An 18,329-nucleotide genomic window follows, 5' to 3' on the forward strand; every position below is an offset into this window, starting at 1 on the left:
CACTGTTGATAGTTCTTGTGCGCGCAGGGTTAGCCCACGCTGTGTTCCAGGCTGATCGCCAACAGTTTCTGCGCTTCCACCGCAAACTCCAGCGGCAGCTCCGAGAAGACATCCTTGCAGAAGCCGTTAACAATCATCGAAATCGCATCGTCTTCGCTGATCCCGCGCTGCAGGCAATAGAACAGCTGGTCTTCGCCGATGCGTGAAGTCGTAGCTTCATGCTCCAGCTGCGCGGTGTTATTGCGCACCTCCACATAAGGGAAGGTATGCGCTCCGCATTCAGCACCAATCAGCATTGAGTCGCACTGGGTGAAGTTACGGGCGTTGGTCGCCGTCGGCATGATCTTCACCAGGCCGCGATAGGTATTCTGGCTGGTTCCAGCCGAGATCCCTTTCGAGATGATGGTCGATTTAGTATTTTTACCGATGTGGATCATCTTGGTGCCGGTATCCGCCTGCTGGCGGCCGCTGGTCAGCGCCACGGAGAAGAACTCACCGATAGAGTTATCACCGCGCAGGATCACGCTCGGGTATTTCCAGGTAATGGCCGAACCGGTTTCCGACTGCGTCCAGGACATTTTGCTGTTTTCGCCTTCACACAGCGCACGCTTGGTCACAAAGTTGAGGATACCGCCTTCAGAATCGCCGCCGGAGAACCAGTTCTGCACGGTGGAATATTTCACTTCAGCATCTTTATGGATAATGACCTCTACCACTGCGGCATGCAGCTGATAGGTGTCGCGCACCGGTGCGGAACAGCCTTCGATATAGCTGACATAGCTACCTTCATCGGCAATCAGAATGGTACGTTCGAACTGGCCGGTTTTCGCCGCGTTGATGCGGAAATAGGTCGACAGTTCCATCGGGCAGCGCACGCCTTTCGGGATATAAACGAAGGTGCCGTCAGAGGCGACCGCCGAGTTCAGCGCGGCAAAGAAGTTGTCATTGGCCGGAACCACGGTGCCGAGGTACTGCTGCACCAGTTCAGGATGATCGTGAATCGCTTCGCCGAACGAGCAGAAGATAATCCCCTCTTTCGCCAGCTTGTCGCGGTAGGTGGTAGAGACAGAAACGGAGTCGAAGATGGCATCAACCGCCACTTCCTGCCCTTCACGCACCGGCACACCGAGCTGCTTAAAGGCGTCTTCCACTTCCTGCGTCAGATAATTGGGCGCATCACCGGGTGAGGCCTGGGTAGCCCCTGGCTCAGAGGCGCAGCTATCATCGCAGTTGCCGCAGGACGGCGCGGAGTAATAGCTGTAATCCTGATAATCCAGCTTTTTGTAGTTGGCTTTCAGCCAGTGTGGCTCTTCCATCTCCAGCCAGGCAGCAAATGCCTTCAGGCGGAATTCCAGCATCCACTCAGGTTCATTACGTTTGGCCGAGATGGCGCGCACCACATCTTCATTGATGCCGTGCTCGAACTCTTCGGTTTGCAGTTGGGTAAAGAAGCCCTCTTTGTACTTCTGCTGGCCGCCTTCCCAAACCTGTACATCATCAGATGCGTCAGTATTACGAGACATAGTATTCACTCAACGCCAAAGCTCTCACCACAGCCGCAGGCGTGTTGAGCTTTAGGGTTATTAAATTTGAAAATCTGGTTCAGGCCTTCGCGCACGAAATCAACTTCCGTGCCGTCGATATAGGGCATCGCCTGCAGGGGCACGATCAACGCCGCGCCGTTATGGCTGAACACCAGATCATCCGCCGCTGACTCTTTCACCATATCCATGGTGTAGCCGAAACCGGCACAGCCCGAGGTCTTCACACCCAGCTTCAGTCCCTTGATTTCAGGGTCACCGGCAGTCAGGTTAATGATTTGTTTGGCTGCGCTGTCTGTTAGCGTCAGTCCTTTCCAGATAAAGTCATCTGGAGAAAAAGTGGCAGGATTTGCTGATTGCATAATTTACCTCGCGATACGATAGCCCTTCGGGCTAGTGCCCCTATGTTAGTGATAACCTGAATCACTTCAACCTCTTGTTTTGCAGGGATAAAGGCCAAAGATGCTTTTTAGAGGCTGTTTTATAAGTTTAGACCCTGAAAAACAGAATGCGATCTGCCTCACGAGCCGAACCCTGCGAAAGATAAGCGATTGAAAATAAGATGTTTATATTTTGTTATCACCTGTTAGTTCCTAATAAGAACTATTTTAACCCTTTTGAACGCCCCGCTTATCGTTATCATCGATTTTTCTGAGAGGCGGCATTAATCGATAAAAATTCGCTCACAGTGATTGAATAATGTCGCAGTTATAATATGATAATGATTATCATTAGCGCGACTGGAACCAGCAATGAATCTGTCGATGAGTGCATGGCTGCAACATAAAATTGATCAGTACAAATTTTCCGTACGTGATATCACCGTCGATTTCTACATGGCGCAGGCTAAACTAAACCGCCCGGAGTGCACCATAGAACAGCTGCGCAAGTTCAACGATACCTGTCTGGACATGGCCGAACTCTGTCAACTCAACGGCGACGATCAAAGTTATCTGCACGCAATGGGCAAACTTCATCAACGGCTGGTTATTGAACTAAGCGACACGACACGCGAACGGCTCTATCGGATGCAGGCCTGGCAGCTGGCGCGTCACTCCCTGAGCCGCTTGTGTCATCAGCTGGCGCTGAACGGCGAATGGGATAAAGCAACCCTGCTGCAAAGCGAATTCGTCAAGCACGCTTCATGGATTATGTGATTCTGTAAACCAGTATACCGTGTGCAGCCGATAGGAAAAACCCCGCAAAAAGCGGGGTTATGGCGTGATTACTGCCGTGGTTAAGCGAGAAGTACAGCATAATCTGTCGCTAACGTCGAAAATCTCGATTTGCCAGACCTGATGGCGGCGACCAATATGCACCGCTCGACAAATTCCGCGCACCTCACCGTCACGTGCGGAGCGCAGGTGGTTAGCGTTGACCTCCAGGCCAACCACCTGCTGCTCACCTTCAGTACACAGATAGCCCGCCATTGAGCCTAGCGTCTCCGCCAGCACCACCGAAGCACCGCCGTGCAACAGCCCGAACGGCTGACGGGTCCGACTATCCACCGGCATCAGCGCCTCGATACTCTCTTCATTCAGCGCGGTGAAACGGATGCCGATATGCGCCACCATCGTTCCCTGGCTGCGCTGATTAAGCTGCTCAAGCGTGGCTGCGCGTTTCCAGATAGCCATCAGATAATCTCCAGTAAAGCCTGCAGAGGGTGGCGCACACCGCTACCTTCAATGCGCTTAACCTGGCTGCGGCACGAGTAGCCGGTCGCCAGACAGCGCTGGCGCGGCAGTTTTTGCATCGCCTGCTGCCAGGATAGCTCATAAATCCCCAGCGAGTTCTGCAGATTTTTCGATTCGTGGCCGTAGGTTCCGGCCATACCGCAGCAGCCGACGCTGACATTTTCCAGCCGGGCACCAAAGCGGGCGAAGATGTTTTCCCACTGCTTTACCGATCCCGGCAAGGCGGTCACTTCGGTGCAGTGGCCAAACAGATACCACGCTTCACCCTGCGCCGCTTGCACCGTGCTGTTCACTTCAGGCAGCGCGTTATGTAGCCACTCATGCACCAGCTGAACCTGGAACTCGCCGCGCTTATCGCCCAGCACCTGGTGGTACTCATCGCGATAGCACAGCACCAGCGCCGGATCGACACCCACCATTGGCAACTCAAGGCGTGCCACCCGATTCAGGAAGTCTGCGGTTTTCTCTGCGGTGCGCGCAAACTGCTGCAGGAAGCCTTTGATATGCTGCGCTTTACCGTTGGGTGAGAACGGCAGCACCACGGCGCGGTAGCCGAGTTTTTCAATCAGCTGGACAAAATCAGCCACCAGCTGCGCTTCGTAGTAGCTGGTAAAGGGATCCTGTACCACCAAAACCTGCTTCGCGCGCTGCGCCGGGCTCATCTGCTCCAGGCTTTCCAGCGTGGTGCTCAGCGCACGGTGCCCGGCCAGCTGCTGCTTGAGCGTCGGCGAAGAGAGCAGCGGAAGATCGACCATACCGATATGACGCTTGCTCAGCGATTTCACCCACGGCTGACGCAGGAAGAAGTTAAAGGTTTTAGGCGCTTTCGCCATCAGCGGCGCATAGCTTTCTACCGTGGCCACCAGATAGTCACTGACCGGACGCAGGTAGCGAGTGTGGTAGAGCTGCAGAAAGCGCGAGCGGAAGCCCGGCACGTCGATTTTAATCGGGCACTGGGTCGAGCAGGCTTTACACGCCAGGCAGCCTGACATCGCCTCTTTCACCTCGTGCGAAAAGTCATACTGCCCGCGTTTTGCCTGCCAGCTATTGCGCGTGCGCTGGATCATCCCGCGCAGGCTGACGCCCTGCTCCGGCAGCTGTTTCTCCAGCAGCAGCGGATCCACACCCTGCTCCGCCAGCAGGCGCAGCCATTCACGCGTCAGCGTCGCGCGCCCCTTCGGCGAGTGCATACGGTTGGCGGTGATCTTCATCGACGGGCACATCGGGCTTTTCACATCGAAGTTAAAGCACAGTCCGTTGCCATTACACTCCATCGCGCCGCGCCAGTCGCTGCGCACGTTAATCGGGATCTGGCGATCGTAAGTACCCCGCTTCACGGCATCGACCTTCAGCATCGGATCATCCACCCCCAGCGGCGCACAGATTTTACCCGGATTGAGACGATTAGCGGGATCGAACGCCGCTTTAATACGGCGCAGCTCTTCATACAGCTGCGGGCCGAAGAAGGAGGGGCTGTACTCCGCACGGAAGCCTTTCCCATGCTCCCCCCACAGCAGGCCGCCATAGCGAGCCGTCAACGCCACCACTTCGTCGGAGATCTGCTTCATCAGCATCTCCTGCTGCGGGTCACACATATCCAGCGCCGGGCGCACGTGCAGCACCCCGGCATCGACATGGCCAAACATGCCATAGCTGAGATTGTGCCCATCGAGCAGCGCGCGGAACTCCACAATATAGTCCGCCAGGTTGTGCGGCGGCACGCAGGTATCTTCAACAAACGGGATTGGCTTGGCGCGGCCTTTGGCGTTACCCAATAGCCCGACCGCCTTTTTACGCATGCCGTAGATGCGCTCAATGCCGGAGACGTCATCACACAGCTGATAGCCAATCACGCCGCCCTCACGCGTCGCCATCAGCGTATCAAGCCGGGCGCACAGCGCCTCAACCTGGCCATCAATCAGCGGCTTATCATTCCCTGCGAACTCGACCATATTCAGTCCGAGCATCTCTTTATCCGGGACGTCGGTAATCAATTCGCTAACCGAGTGCCAGACGATATCTTCACGCGCCAGATTCAGGACTTTCGAGTCGACGGTTTCTACCGACAGCGCTTTCGCTTCCACCATAAAGGGGGCATTGCGCAGCGCGGAGTCGAAGGAGTCATACTTAATATTGACCAGCCGCCGCACTTTCGGGATCGGGGTAATATCGAGCTTCGCTTCGGTAATAAAGGCCAGCGTCCCTTCCGCACCGCACAGAATGCGCGTCAGATCGATGCTTTGCAGATCGTCGCTCAGCACGTGGCGCAGATCGTAACCCGTCAGGAAGCGATTCAGTTTGGGAAATTTATCGATAATCAGCTGGCGCTGCTGACGGCAGCGATCCAGCACCACGCGGTAAATATTACCCTCGGCACCCGGCTGCTGCGCCAGCACTTCAGCCTCGCTCACCGGCATCGCGCGGGTGTCCAGCACCTCACCGCCCAGCAGCACGGCTTTCAGCCCCAGCACATGGTCTGAGGTTTTACCGTAAACCAGCGAACCTTGCCCGGAGGCATCGGTGTTAATCATACCGCCCAGCGTGGCGCGGTTGCTGGTCGACAGCTCAGGGGAGAAGAAATAGCCAAACGGTTTAAGGTAGGCATTGAGCTGATCTTTTATCACGCCAGCTTCAACTCTTACCCAACCCTGTTCGACATTGATCTCGAGAATATTCTTCATATGCCGCGACATGTCGACCACGATACCCTGATTTAACGACTGTCCGTTGGTGCCAGTGCCGCCACCGCGCGGGGTAAAGCTCAGGGTACGGTATTTCTCATCAGCTGCAAGGCGGGCAATCAAGGCCACATCGGCGCTGGAGCGGGGAAAGAGGACAGCATCAGGCAGCAGCTGATAGATGCTGTTGTCGGTGGACATAATCAGCCGATCGGCATAGCTGGTGGCCGTATCGCCGGTAAATCCGTGCTGCTTTAACGCATCCAAAAAATTCAGCACCGGTTGAACGAGGCCGGGTGCCTTGGAAATCTGTGGGATCATTATCGGGTGACCAAAAAGTTGTGTGAATCGTTTGCGTTGCTCAAATGGCGCAGTTATCCGTTTTATCACATTTTTTTATCACCTGCCGTTATTTCAAAAAATGAGGCAAAAGAATAACCTGTTGTCTCTGTCACAAAATCATTTAATACATCATGCTTAAGCAGTCAGGCTCAGCGTAACCGCTTTGCTGGCACTGATTTTAGAGAGATATCGCATCATTGTTCTTTTTACTTGAGGTCACTTTTCGTCAATGAAAAACGCGCAAACAGGCTGGGATTTACCGCAGATCATTTTCTCGTTGCTGTTTATCAGCATCATGATCGTCGCGTGCTTTTGGGTCGTACAGCCATTTATTCTCGGCTTTGCCTGGGCCAGCATGGTGGTGATCGCCACCTGGCCCCTGATGATCAAAATTCAGGGCCTGCTGTGGGGCCGCCGCGCGCTGGCCGTGTTAGCCATGACCATTCTGCTCATCCTGGTGTTTATTATTCCCATCGCCATGTTGGTTAACAGCCTGGTAGAGAACGGCGGCCCCCTGCTGGCGTGGCTGACCTCCGGCAAGCTGCAAATGCCCGATTTACACTGGCTGCGTGAGATCCCACTGGTCGGCAGAAAGCTCTATTCCGCCTGGCACAAGCTGGTGGCCGGTGGCGGCAGCGCCATTATCACTCAGGTTCAGCCTTATATTGGCCGCACTACCGGCTTTTTCTTTGCCCAGGCCGGGCATTTTGGTCGCTTTATGCTGCACATCGGTCTGATGCTGCTGTTTAGCGTGCTGCTTTACTGGCGTGGTGAACAGGTCGGTCACGGCATTCGCCACTTCGTTTTCCGCCTGGCGTCACGTCGCGGCGATGCGGCGGTGCTGCTGGCCGGTCAGGCGATCCGTGCCGTCGCGCTCGGTGTGGTGGTGACCGCGCTGGTGCAGGGCGTGCTGGGCGGCATTGGGCTGGCGATCTCCGGAATTCCTTATGCGGCCATTTTGACGGTGCTGATGATTCTCTCCTGCCTGGTACAGCTCGGTCCCTTGATTGTGCTGGTCCCGGCGATCGTCTGGCTTTACTGGAGTGGCGATACCACCTGGGGCACCGTGCTGCTGATCTGGAGCTGCGTGGTGGGAACACTGGACAATGTTCTGCGCCCGATGCTGATCCGCATGGGGGCCGATTTGCCGATGATCCTGATACTCTCGGGGGTTATTGGCGGGCTGGTGGCGTTTGGCATGATAGGATTATTCATCGGGCCAGTGGTGCTGGCGGTCTCATACCGCCTGGTATCCGTCTGGGTGCATGAGTCGCCCCCTCCAGAAGAGGACGCGCTGGCCGTGGTGGAAGAGCTGGCCGAAATGGAAGCCGAGACGCACCAGTCAAAACCATAATTTTGTCAATTCTGCGGTCGGTAGTCCCGGCCGCAATCATTAGCCATCAGAATACTTACCTGCCGTGAATCAAGAATTCCATTAAGGATATTTATCTCTAAACCCCCTTTTTTAGCCTTTTCAACATGACTTAACCTATATTGCTCATATTTTACCCATCTTTTTCAGCGCTGTGGTGGGCAATCCGAGTTAAAAGATTATCACTTTTAAACTAATAAGAGGATTCTTAAAGACTCCAGGAACGCGGTTGCATAGTATGGATAACAAGTTTGAGATCAACCCACTGATTTTTAAACAAAGCATTTCCCCCTGAGTGAAGTACAGAATTGCTGTGTGTAGTCTTTGCCCATCCCCTGTGATGGGCTTTTTTTTTGGCTAAAATTTGAGATAAAAAAAGGCTAACCAGAGAGTGGTCAGCCGGAGGGTGTTCGCACAACTTATGTCGTGGTCGACCATTTTTGGTCGACCAGCGAGTGATTATTGCAGCGCGCTGACCGCAAAAGTGGGTCAGCCGCGACTGATGAAGGCGGTGATTACTTCTTCAGCTCGGCCAGGCTCAGCCAGGTCTGCACCACGGTGTCCGGGTTCAGTGACAGGCTGTCGATGCCCTCTTCCATCAGCCACGCCGCGAAGTCTTCGTGGTCTGAAGGCCCCTGACCGCAGATGCCGACGTATTTTCCCTGCTTCTTCGCGGCGCGGATCGCCATCGAGAGCAGCGCTTTCACCGCATCGTTACGCTCGTCAAACAGCTCGGATACTACGCCAGAGTCGCGATCCAGCCCCAGCGCCAGCTGCGTCATATCGTTAGAGCCGATTGAGAAGCCGTCAAAATATTGCAGGAACTCGTCGGCCAGCAGCGCATTCGACGGGATTTCACACATCATGATAATCTTCAGCCCGTTCTCCCCGCGCTTCAGACCCTGACGCTCCAGCTCTTCCACCACCGCTTTCGCCTGCGCCACGGTACGGACAAACGGCACCATCACTTCGACATTTGTCAGCCCCATATCATTGCGCACGCGCTTCATCGCCGCGCACTCCAGTGCGAAACAGTCACGGAAGCTGTCGGCCACATAGCGCCCGGCACCGCGGAAGCCAAGCATCGGGTTCTCTTCTTCCGGCTCGTAGCGCTCGCCGCCCACCAGGTTGGCATACTCGTTGGTTTTAAAGTCCGACAGGCGCACAATCACGCGCTTCGGCGCAAAAGCGGCACCCAGCGTGGCAATCCCTTCCGTCAGGCGGGCAATGTAGAACTCCACCGGGTCATCGAACCCTTTCATCAGCGCGCGGATCTGCTGCTGCAGCTCCGGCGTCTGCTGGTCGAACTCCAGCAGTGCTTTCGGGTGCACGCCGATCATCCGGTTGATGATGAACTCCAGGCGCGCTAAACCCACGCCTTCGTTCGGCAGGCAGGCGAAGTCAAATGCCCGGTCAGGGTTACCGACGTTCATCATGATCTTCAGCGGCAGCGACGGCATCTCGTCAACCTGCGAGCTCTTCACTTCAAAGTCCAGCAGATCGTTGTACACGTAGCCGGTATCGCCTTCCGCACAGGAGACGGTCACTTTATTACCATCTTTAAGAATATCAGTGGCGTTACCGCAGCCAACCACCGCCGGGATACCCAGCTCGCGGGCGATAATCGCCGCGTGGCAGGTTCGGCCGCCGCGGTTAGTGACAATCGCTGACGCCTTCTTCATGATCGGCTCCCAGTCCGGGTCGGTCATGTCCGTCACCAGCACATCGCCTTTCTCAATGCGGTTCATTTCGCTGATGTCGTGGATCACTTTGACTTCACCGGCACCAATGCGGTGACCGATAGCACGGCCTTCAACCACCACGTTGCCTTTACCCTGCAGGGTGTAGCGCTCCATCACCGAGCCATTGGAACGCACGGTTTCCGGGCGCGCCTGTACGATAAACAGCTTGCCGGTGTGGCCATCCTTCGCCCACTCAATATCCATCGGGCGCTGGTAGTGCTTCTCAATCTGCACCGCCTGCGCCGCCAGCGCTTCGACTTCGCTATCGGTCAGCGAGAAGCGGTCACGCTCCGCTTCGGGCACGTCTTCGATTCTCACCTGCTCACCGTGCTCCTGCGAGTCGGCGTAAACCATGCGGATCTTTTTCGACCCCATATTACGGCGCACAATCGCCGGGCGGCCGGCGGCCAGCGTGGGTTTGTGCACGTAGAATTCGTCCGGGTTAACCGCGCCCTGCACCACCATCTCACCCAGACCCAGCGCGGAGGTGATAAACACCACCTGGTCAAAGCCGGATTCAGTGTCAATGGTGAACATCACACCAGAGGATGCGAGGTCAGAACGCACCATGCGCTGCACGCCCGCCGAGAGCGCCACGCCGCGATGGTCGTAACCCTGATGCACACGGTAAGAGATGGCACGGTCGTTAAACAGGGAGGCATAAACATGCTTCACCGCCACCAGCACCGCGTCGTAACCCTGTACGTTGAGGAAGGTTTCCTGCTGACCCGCGAACGATGCATCGGGCATATCTTCCGCAGTGGCCGAAGAGCGCACGGCGAATGACGCTTCGGCGTCATCGGCAGAGAGCTGGTTGTACGCTTCGTGAATCGCCTGCTCAAGCTGCGGCGTAAATGGCGTTTCAACTATCCACTGACGGATCTGTTTACCCGCTTTAGCCAGCTCATCAACGTCATCAATATTGGTCTTATCCAGCAGATCGTAGATACGCTGATTGACGCCGCTCTGATCGAGAAACAGGTTGAACGCTTCTGAGGTTGTCGCAAAGCCGTTAGGCACGGACACGCCTAATGACGACAAATTAGTAATCATTTCACCCAGAGAGGCATTTTTGCCTCCCACCCGATCCACATCGTTCATGCCAAGCTGGTTATACCAGAGCACAAGCGGCAATTCGCCTTTATTGGACATTGAAGCAATCCTTGTAAGATTTAATTAGGAATATTAGGGACACAGCATTGCTTCATGAGACTGGCACAGTTAAGCCGGATTGATAAAGTGTTGAATCGTTCAAGCAGCTGAAAAAAATCTTTTTAAGAATACTCCGCGTGAGAAAACAGCGTTGCGCAACGGATAAAATAATAATAAACATTATTTTTCAGTGCTTTATGTATTTTTAATGCATGCAGGGGGAAAAATTCTTTGCGCAACAGAAAACGATTCCTTATTAGAATGATTCTAATAAAAAGGGCGGTAAAAACGCATAATGGATAGAAACGATATTTCATTTTAGGCTGAAAGAGGCGAATGGTCTGATTTTATAAAAATAAAAAGTTCAAATCATCATGAAATGGATTTTTTATTTTATTTCGCGAGCTTTATCACGATTTGCATTATTCAGGCAGATTAATTTAGTCTGCTTAACCCCCCGAACGCGGAGAGAAAATGGACGTGAACGCCGAACGCAGTGTTTTTTATATTTCAGACGGCACGGCAATCACTGCCGAAGTGCTGGGCCACGCGGTACTGTCACAGTTCCCGGTGATCGCTAATAGCGTTACCCTGCCCTTTGTTGAGACCGTGCAGCGTGCTCAGGCAGTGAAAGCCCAAATCAATGCCATTTACCAGCAAAGCGGCGTGCGCCCGCTGGTGTTTATCTCAATTGTCACGCCCGCCATCCGCGAGATTATTTTGCAAAGCGACGGTTTCTGTCAGGACATTGTGCAGACGCTGGTGGCCCCGCTGCAGCAGGAGTTGGGTGTGGATCCCGCCCCAGTCGCCAACCGCACCCACGGTCTGACCGCCAACAACCTCGGTAAATACGATGCCCGTATCGCCGCCATTGATTACACCCTGGCGCACGATGACGGTATTTCACTGCGCGGGCTGGAAGATGCGCAGGTGATCCTGCTCGGCGTCTCACGCTGCGGGAAAACGCCCACCAGCCTCTATCTGGCGATGCAGTTTGGCGTGCGCGCCGCTAACTATCCGTTTATCGCCGACGACATGGATAACCTTAAGCTGCCCCCGGCGCTGAAGCCTTTTCAAAATAAGCTGTTTGGCCTGACCATCGACCCGGAACGCCTTGCCGCAATACGCCAGGAGCGCGCCGAAAATACCCGCTATGCCTCTATGCGCCAGTGCCGCCTTGAAGTCGGTGAGGTGGAAGCCCTGTTCCGCACCCATCAGATCCGCTACCTCAACAGCACCAACTATTCGGTGGAGGAGATTGCGACTAAGATCCTCGATATCATGGGATTAACGCGGCGCATGTACTGATTTTTGCTGCTCTGACGCACCGGGCAGGGTCTGGATTTCACTATTCCCCTGCTGTTTTACGGTTGAAATCATCACGGTTTGGTTTATGGTGAACGCCATTACTTCCCGGCATTCCTGCCGTTGTGAAGACAAAGATTTAGAGAACTTTGATGAACAGAACAGATGAACTGCGAACCGCGCGCATCGACAGCCTGATTACGCCTGCCGATCTGCAGAATAACCTGCCGATCACCGCGGCGATTGCCGACAACGTGACAGCGTCACGCAAACGCATTGCGCGCATTTTGAATGGTGAAGACCCGCGCCTGCTGGTGGTGATTGGCCCCTGCTCGCTGCACGACCCGCGTGCGGCGCTGGAGTATGCCGGGCGCCTCAACGCGCTGCGCGAGAAGCATCACTCGCGCCTTGAGATTGTTATGCGCGCCTATTTTGAGAAACCGCGTACCGTGGTGGGCTGGAAAGGCCTGATCTCCGATCCCGATCTTGACGGTAGCTTCCGAATCAACCACGGCCTGGCGGTGGCGCGTAAGCTGCTGCTGGATATCAATGCGCTGGGCATGCCGACCGCAACGGAATTCCTCGATATGGTGATCGGCCAGTATATTGCCGACCTGATCAGCTGGGGGGCTATCGGCGCGCGCACCACCGAAAGCCAGATCCACCGCGAAATGGCCTCGGCGCTCTCCTGCCCGGTTGGCTTCAAGAACGGCACCGACGGCAATACGCGCATTGCGGTGGACGCCATTCGTGCCGCCCGCGTCAGCCACATGTTCCTCTCGCCGGACAAACGCGGCCAGATGACCATCTATCAGACCAGCGGCAACCCCTCCGGTCACGTCATCATGCGCGGCGGAAAGGTGCCGAACTATCACGCTGCGGATATCGCAGCAGCGGCGGCCAGCCTGCGTGAATTCAACCTGCCCGAACAGCTGGTTATCGACTTCAGCCACGGCAACTGCCTGAAGCAGCACCGCCGCCAGAAGGAGGTCGCCGCCGATGTTGCGCAGCAGATCCGCAGCGGCTCGCGCGCCGTGGCTGGCGTAATGATTGAGAGCTTCCTGCAGGAAGGCACGCAAAAAGTTACGCCGGACACACCGCTGGTGTATGGCCAGTCCATTACCGATCCCTGCCTTGGCTGGGACGACAGCGCTGAAGTTCTGCAGCTGCTGGCAGACGCGGTCGACAGCCGCTTCTGACCGGCTGAATAGCCAATAAGGCTGCTCCCATGGGGCAGCCTTTTTCTTTTGTGCCGCCGTCTTGATACATACTCATTTTCTGCTTGCGCGCCGCCGCCATTTATTGATAATGATTATCATTCTGATAAAAAATGCCCTTGACGTTTACCTGCCTGATGAGGACACAGCACATGACCGCGCACTATCCCCGTTACCACCAGCTAAAACAGCAGCACCCGAAGAAATATGCGCGCGATCTGGCCGCCATGATGGATATCAGTGAAGCGGAGCTGACCAACGCGCGCGTCGGCCACCAGGCGCAGCCGCTGCGCCCGGCGATGGCGGAACTGCTGCATGCGCTGGCAGCCGTAGGGGAAACCAAATGCATTACGCGCAATGACTATGCGGTGCACGAGCAGCTGGGTACTTTCAGCAATATTCAGATCGGTGCCCACGCCGGTATTGTGCTCAACCCGCGTGCGCTCGACCTGCGCGTGTTCATCAACCAGTGGGCCAGCGTCTTTCACCTGCAGGAGATGACCGGGCATGGCGAACGACAGAGCATCCAGTTTTTCGATCGGCAGGGTGACGCAGTGCTGAAAGTTTACGCCACCGATAACACCGATATGGGCGCCTGGCAGCAGCTGCTGAAGGATTATCACAGCGAACCGACCTCAGCGTTCAGCGTAGAACCGGCTGTGGCTGCGGCCAGCGCCAGTGAATTTGATGCTGAGCTGCTGGAGAGCGAATGGCGCGCGATGACCGACGTCCACCAGTTCTTCCGCCTGCTGAAAAAACACAGTGTCACGCGTCAACAGGCGTTTCGCGCGGTAAGCCACGATTTGGCGCAGCAGGTCAGCAATAGCTCGCTGGCCGCGCTGTTGGAAACGGTGCGTCAGGATGCTAACGAGATCATGATTTTTGTCAGCAACCGCGCCTGCACGCAGATCTTTACCGGCAGAATTGAGAAGCTGATGCCGATGCACAACTGGCTGAACATCTTCAATCCGGCCTTTACCCTGCACCTGCAGGAACAGCTGATTGCCGAAAGCTGGATTACCCGTAAACCTACCGCCGATGGCATCGTCACCAGCCTTGAACTGTTTGCCGCTGACGGCACGCAGATTGCCCAACTCTACGGCCAGCGCAGCGAAGGTCAGCCGGAACAAACGCGCTGGCGGAAACAGCTGGCTACCCTCAGCGCTGAGGACGCCACCGTATGAAATTCCGACTGATTGCCCTGCTGGCCCTGCCGCTGGCCTTTTCTGCCGCCGCCGCGCAGCGTATCGTCAGTATCGGCGGTGATGTGACGCAGATTATCTACGCGCTGGATGCCCAACAGGAGCTGGTGGCTCGCGACAGCACCAGCCTGCATCCGGCGGTCGCCACAAAGCTGCCTGATGTCGGATATATGCGCATGCTGAACGCCGAAGGGATCCTGGCGCTGAAGCCGACGCTGGTGATCGCCAGCGAACTGGCTAAACCGGCGCTGGCACTGCAGCAGGTGGAACAGAACGGCGTCAAAGTGGTGGATGTGACCGGCAAAAATGAGATCTCCGCCATCAACGAGAAAATCCAGACCATTGCCGCCGCGCTGCACCGCGAGGAGCAGGGAGCGCTGTTGCAAAAGAGAGTGCGCAGCCAGCTGGCAAAAGTGCCTGCGCAACACCTTCCGGTTAAGGTGCTGTTTATCCTGGCCCATCAGGGCATGGGAGCAATGGCTGCAGGCAGCGGGACGTCGGCTGACGGCGCAATCCGTGCCGCCGGGCTGCAAAATGCCATGGCCAGCATACAGCGCTATCAGCCGCTGTCGCAGGAGGGGGTCGTTGCCAGCGCACCGCAGCTGATCGTCGTTACCGTCGACGGTATCCGTACCCTTGGCGGCGAGGAAAATCTGTGGAAGCTGCCCGGTATCGCGCTGACGCCGGCCGCGAAAAACCGGCAGCTGCTGGTCGTCGACGATATGGCCCTGCTCGGCTTTGGCATTGACACTCCGGCGGCGATCCTCAAACTGCGTCAGGCTGCGGAAGCCGCGCAATGATGTCAGTGCGCCACCTGCGCTGGCTCGGCGTATTGCTGCTGTCGCTGATGCTGCTCGGCATCGGCGCCGCTAACATCGGCGCGATGCATCTGTCGCTGCCGATGCTGTGGCATGCGGGCAGCGACAGCAGCCTGTGGCAGATCTGGTTCAGCATCCGTCTGCCGCGCGTGCTGCTGGCGGTTATCGTCGGCGGCGCGCTGGCGCTCTCCGGCTGCGTGATGCAGGGTCTGTTCCGTAATCCGCTGGCCGATCCCGGCCTGCTGGGGATTAGCAGCGGCGCGGCGCTGGCGGTTGCGCTCTCTATTGTGATGTCATTTTCCCTGCCCGGCGTGCTGACGCTCTATCTGCCGCTGCTGGCGGCCTTTATCGGCAGCATGGCAGTGACGCTGATCATTTTTCTGCTCAGCCGCCAGGGCGTCAGCGGGTTAAGTCGCCTGCTGCTGGTGGGGATTGCGATCAATGCGCTGTGCGGCGCGGCGGTCGGGGTGCTCTCATGGATGAGCAATGACCAGCAGCTGCGCCAGCTGTCGCTGTGGGGTATGGGCAGCCTGGGGCAGGCGCAGTGGCCCACGGTGCTGGTTTGTGCCTCGGTAGTGCTGCCGTGCATGGTGCTGGTTCAGCGCCTCGCACGGCGCCTTAATCTGCTGCAGCTGGGTGAAGAAGAGGCGCACTATCTGGGCGTTGACGTGCCGCGCACTCAGCGCTATCTGCTGGTGCTCAGCGCACTGCTGGTGGCGGCCGCCGTGGCGGTCAGCGGGGTGATTGGCTTTATTGGCCTGGTGATGCCGCACCTGATGCGTTACTGCCTGGGCGGCGATCATCGCTGGCTGCTGCCCTCCTCCCTGCTAAGCGGGGCTATCCTGCTGCTGCTGGCAGATACGCTGGCGCGCACGCTGGTGGCCCCGGCGGAAATGCCGGTCGGGCTGCTGACCAGCCTGATCGGTGGCCCGTGGTTTCTGTGGCTGATCCTGCGCCGCCGTGGGGGGCTCAATGGCTGAAGCATTGACCGCGGAGGCGCTGAGCTATCAGCTCGGGCAGCGCTGGCTGATTGAAGAGGTGTCGCTGACGCTGCATCCGGGCGAGCTGGTCTCCCTTATCGGCCCGAACGGCGCGGGGAAATCGACGCTGCTGCGGCTGCTCACCGGCTTCCTGACGCCGCAGCAGGGTATTTGCACGCTGAAGGGTGAGCCGCTGGCGCACTGGTCTCCGGCACGGCTGTCGCAGCAGCGCGCGGTGATGCGCCAGCAGAGCACTATGGCCTTTCCGCTTAGCGTGGAGGAGGTAGTCGCGATGGGGCGCGCGCCGTGGCCGGGCAAACCGCTGAAAGCGGTGGTGGAGCAGGTGATGGCGCTGACCGGCTGCGACGGCCTGGCGCAGCGCGACTATCTGCAGCTTTCCGGCGGAGAACAGCAGCGGGTACAGCTGGCCCGGGCGCTGGCGCAGCTGTGGCAGCATAACGGCCCGCGCGGCTGGTTGTTCCTCGATGAACCCACCTCCGCGCTGGATCTCTACCATCAGCAGCACCTGCTGCGCCTGCTCTACCAGCTCACGCGCCAGCATCCGCTCAGCGTCTGCTGCGTGCTGCACGATCTCAACCTGGCGTCACTGTGGTCGGATCGCGTGCTGCTGCTGGCGGATGGACATCTGGTCGCGCAGGGCACGCCCACAGAGGTTCTGAAGGAAGAGACGCTGAGGCGCTGGTATCAGGCCGATGTGATGGTTCACCCGCATCTGAGCGAAGGGGTGCCCCAGGTATCGCTGCGCCGCTAGCTTGAGCAGCTCACTTCCAGTTTTTTGCCCCAGTCAGGTGGGCGGCGCGCCAGGTCAGCAAACTCCGGCGCGTCGTCAAACGGCTGTGATAGCGCCCGATGCAGGCGTGCCAGAACGCTGATATCGTCCTGCTCCGCCTGTTCTATCACCTGCTGCGCCAGATAGTTACGCAGCACCATCGCCGGATTAGCCTGCTTCATCGCCTGCTGGCGCTGCTCATCGCTGCACTCTTCCTGTAACAGACGCTGGCGCCAGACGTTGTACCAGCTGTCGAACGCCTCACGATCGATAAATTCATCGCGCAGCGGGGAGCGTGACTGCTGCTGTTCGCTGCTGCTCAACAGACGGAAAGTGCGCGTATAGTCGCTGCCCTCTTTGGTCATCAGCGACAGCAGCCCGGTAAGAATATTATTATCCTCTTTGCTGCGCGTCAGCAGCCCAAGCTTCGCACGCATTTTCTCACCCCAGGCGCGCATCAGCTCCGGTTCATAGCCCGCCAGCGCCTGTTTCAGCTGCCCGGCGCTCATCAGGCCGGAGAGCGCGTGCGCCAGGCGATTCAGGTTCCACAGCCCTACCATCGGCTGATTCTCAAAGCTGTAGCGCCCCTGGTGGTCCGAATGATTACAGATAAACTCCGGCTGATAGTCATCGAGGAAGCCATACGGCCCATAATCCAGCGTCAGGCCGAGGATCGACATATTGTCGGTATTCATCACCCCGTGGGCAAAGCCCACGCTCTGCCAGCCAGCAATCAGGCGCGCGGTGCGCTGCACCACATCGCTAAACCACAGCAGATATTTATCGGCTTCCTGCTGCAGATGCGGCCAGTGATGGCGGATTGCGTAGTCGGCGAGCTGTGTGACTTTTTCCTGCTGGCCAAGGTAGTAAAAGTGTTCGAAATGGCCAAAGCGCAGGTGGCTTTCCGCCACGCGCAGCAGCATGGCTCCGGGTTCGGTGGTTTCGCGATAGACCGGTTCATCGCTGGTCACCACCGTTAACGCGCGCGAAGTCGGAATACCCAGGTGGTGCATCGCTTCAGAAGCGAGAAACTCGCGCAGAGTGGAGCGCAGCACCGCACGGCCATCGCCCATGCGCGAATAGGGCGTCAGCCCCGCCCCTTTCAGATGCCAGTCGAATTTGCGTCCGTCATCCAGCTGCTGCTCACCCAGCAGCAGCCCACGCCCGTCGCCGAGCTGCCCCGCCCAGACGCCGAACTGATGGCCGCTATAGACCTGTGCCAGCGGCTGCATTCCGGGCATCAGCTTTTCACCGCTCCATAAACCTGGGTTATCTGGGGTAAACAGCGCTGCCTCCAGCCCCAGCTCCTGCGCCAGCTGCGCGCTGTGGTACAGCAGGCGGGGATTTTTTAACGGCGTTGGGTTTAATGCGGTGTAGCAACCGCTCAGCTCGTGAAACCAGGTGTTATTGAAATGCATGACGCCTCCGAAGCGCGGCCAGGAAGATCCCCGACAACGCTGTCAGTGTAAAGCGCGCGGCGGCGGCTAAACACAGAG

Annotated in this window: 14 protein-coding genes and 1 other RNA gene; 9 read left to right on the forward strand and 6 right to left on the reverse strand. The window is 57.2% G+C overall.

Features of this window, described 5'->3' with window-relative positions:
- Positions 1-29: 29 nt before the first annotated feature.
- Both sufB and sufA read right to left on the reverse strand, forming a co-directional pair.
- Positions 30-1,523 (reverse strand): Fe-S cluster assembly protein SufB, encoded by a 1,494-nt coding sequence (gene sufB, locus QLG07_RS03790; RefSeq protein ID WP_048916174.1) that lies wholly within the window; start codon positions 1,521-1,523, stop codon positions 30-32.
- Between the two features lie 5 nt (positions 1,524-1,528).
- A complete protein-coding gene (gene sufA, locus QLG07_RS03795) occupies positions 1,529-1,903 on the reverse strand; it encodes a Fe-S cluster assembly scaffold SufA (RefSeq protein ID WP_048916175.1) in 375 nt (124 codons plus the stop codon).
- 390 nt (positions 1,904-2,293) lie between these two features.
- Between sufA and QLG07_RS03800 the strand changes: the two genes are divergently transcribed.
- Positions 2,294-2,698, forward strand: a complete 405-nt coding sequence (locus QLG07_RS03800; protein WP_048916176.1) for a hypothetical protein — start codon at positions 2,294-2,296, stop codon at positions 2,696-2,698.
- 57 nt (positions 2,699-2,755) lie between these two features.
- Here QLG07_RS03800 and QLG07_RS03805 read toward each other — a convergent pair whose 3' ends face one another.
- Both QLG07_RS03805 and QLG07_RS03810 read right to left on the reverse strand, forming a co-directional pair.
- On the reverse strand, positions 2,756-3,175 hold the full coding sequence (locus QLG07_RS03805; protein ID WP_048916177.1) for a hotdog fold thioesterase: 420 nt from the start codon (positions 3,173-3,175) through the stop codon (positions 2,756-2,758).
- Positions 3,175-6,234 (reverse strand): FAD-binding and (Fe-S)-binding domain-containing protein, encoded by a 3,060-nt coding sequence (locus QLG07_RS03810; protein ID WP_282468520.1) that lies wholly within the window; start codon positions 6,232-6,234, stop codon positions 3,175-3,177. The genes QLG07_RS03805 and QLG07_RS03810 overlap by 1 nt, the downstream gene beginning before the upstream one ends.
- A 250-nt stretch (positions 6,235-6,484) precedes the next feature.
- Between QLG07_RS03810 and ydiK the strand changes: the two genes are divergently transcribed.
- Together ydiK and rprA are read left to right on the forward strand one after the other, a co-directional pair.
- A complete protein-coding gene (gene ydiK / locus QLG07_RS03815; RefSeq protein ID WP_282468521.1) occupies positions 6,485-7,609 on the forward strand; it encodes an AI-2E family transporter YdiK in 1,125 nt (374 codons plus the stop codon).
- Positions 7,610-7,873: 264 nt separating this feature from the next.
- An RNA gene (gene rprA / locus QLG07_RS03820) (antisense sRNA RprA) lies at positions 7,874-7,983 on the forward strand.
- 159 nt (positions 7,984-8,142) lie between these two features.
- On the opposite strand, the gene ppsA is transcribed toward rprA, so the two are convergent.
- Entirely contained in the window at positions 8,143-10,521 is a 2,379-nt protein-coding gene (gene ppsA / locus QLG07_RS03825; RefSeq protein ID WP_048916180.1) for a phosphoenolpyruvate synthase, read from the reverse strand.
- Positions 10,522-10,995: 474 nt separating this feature from the next.
- Between ppsA and QLG07_RS03830 the strand changes: the two genes are divergently transcribed.
- The 6 genes from QLG07_RS03830 (at position 10,996) to QLG07_RS03855 (ending at position 16,815) form a co-directional block, all read left to right on the forward strand.
- On the forward strand, positions 10,996-11,829 hold the full coding sequence (locus QLG07_RS03830) for a pyruvate, water dikinase regulatory protein (RefSeq protein ID WP_282468522.1): 834 nt from the start codon (positions 10,996-10,998) through the stop codon (positions 11,827-11,829).
- 149 nt (positions 11,830-11,978) lie between these two features.
- Positions 11,979-13,025 (forward strand): 3-deoxy-7-phosphoheptulonate synthase, encoded by a 1,047-nt coding sequence (locus tag QLG07_RS03835; protein ID WP_282468523.1) that lies wholly within the window; start codon positions 11,979-11,981, stop codon positions 13,023-13,025.
- Positions 13,026-13,195: 170 nt separating this feature from the next.
- A complete protein-coding gene (locus QLG07_RS03840; protein WP_282468524.1) occupies positions 13,196-14,227 on the forward strand; it encodes a ChuX/HutX family heme-like substrate-binding protein in 1,032 nt (343 codons plus the stop codon).
- Complete coding sequence (locus QLG07_RS03845; protein WP_282468525.1) at positions 14,224-15,045, forward strand: hemin ABC transporter substrate-binding protein; 822 nt, start codon at positions 14,224-14,226, stop codon at positions 15,043-15,045. The genes QLG07_RS03840 and QLG07_RS03845 overlap by 4 nt, the downstream gene beginning before the upstream one ends.
- Positions 15,042-16,043, forward strand: coding sequence for an iron ABC transporter permease (locus QLG07_RS03850; protein WP_133623505.1), 1,002 nt, complete (start codon positions 15,042-15,044; stop codon positions 16,041-16,043). The genes QLG07_RS03845 and QLG07_RS03850 overlap by 4 nt, the downstream gene beginning before the upstream one ends.
- Positions 16,036-16,815 carry a heme ABC transporter ATP-binding protein gene (locus QLG07_RS03855; protein WP_048916186.1) on the forward strand — a complete coding sequence of 260 codons (780 nt, stop codon included), beginning with the start codon at positions 16,036-16,038 and terminating at the stop codon, positions 16,813-16,815. Before QLG07_RS03850 ends, QLG07_RS03855 begins: the two co-directional genes overlap by 8 nt.
- Here QLG07_RS03855 and QLG07_RS03860 read toward each other — a convergent pair.
- Entirely contained in the window at positions 16,812-18,251 is a 1,440-nt protein-coding gene (locus tag QLG07_RS03860; RefSeq protein ID WP_282468526.1) for a protein adenylyltransferase SelO, read from the reverse strand. The genes QLG07_RS03855 and QLG07_RS03860 overlap by 4 nt on opposite strands.
- Positions 18,252-18,329: the final 78 nt, after the last annotated feature.

Source organism: Erwinia sp. V90_4, from assembly GCF_029967685.1.
GTDB lineage: Bacteria > Pseudomonadota > Gammaproteobacteria > Enterobacterales > Enterobacteriaceae > Erwinia > Erwinia aphidicola.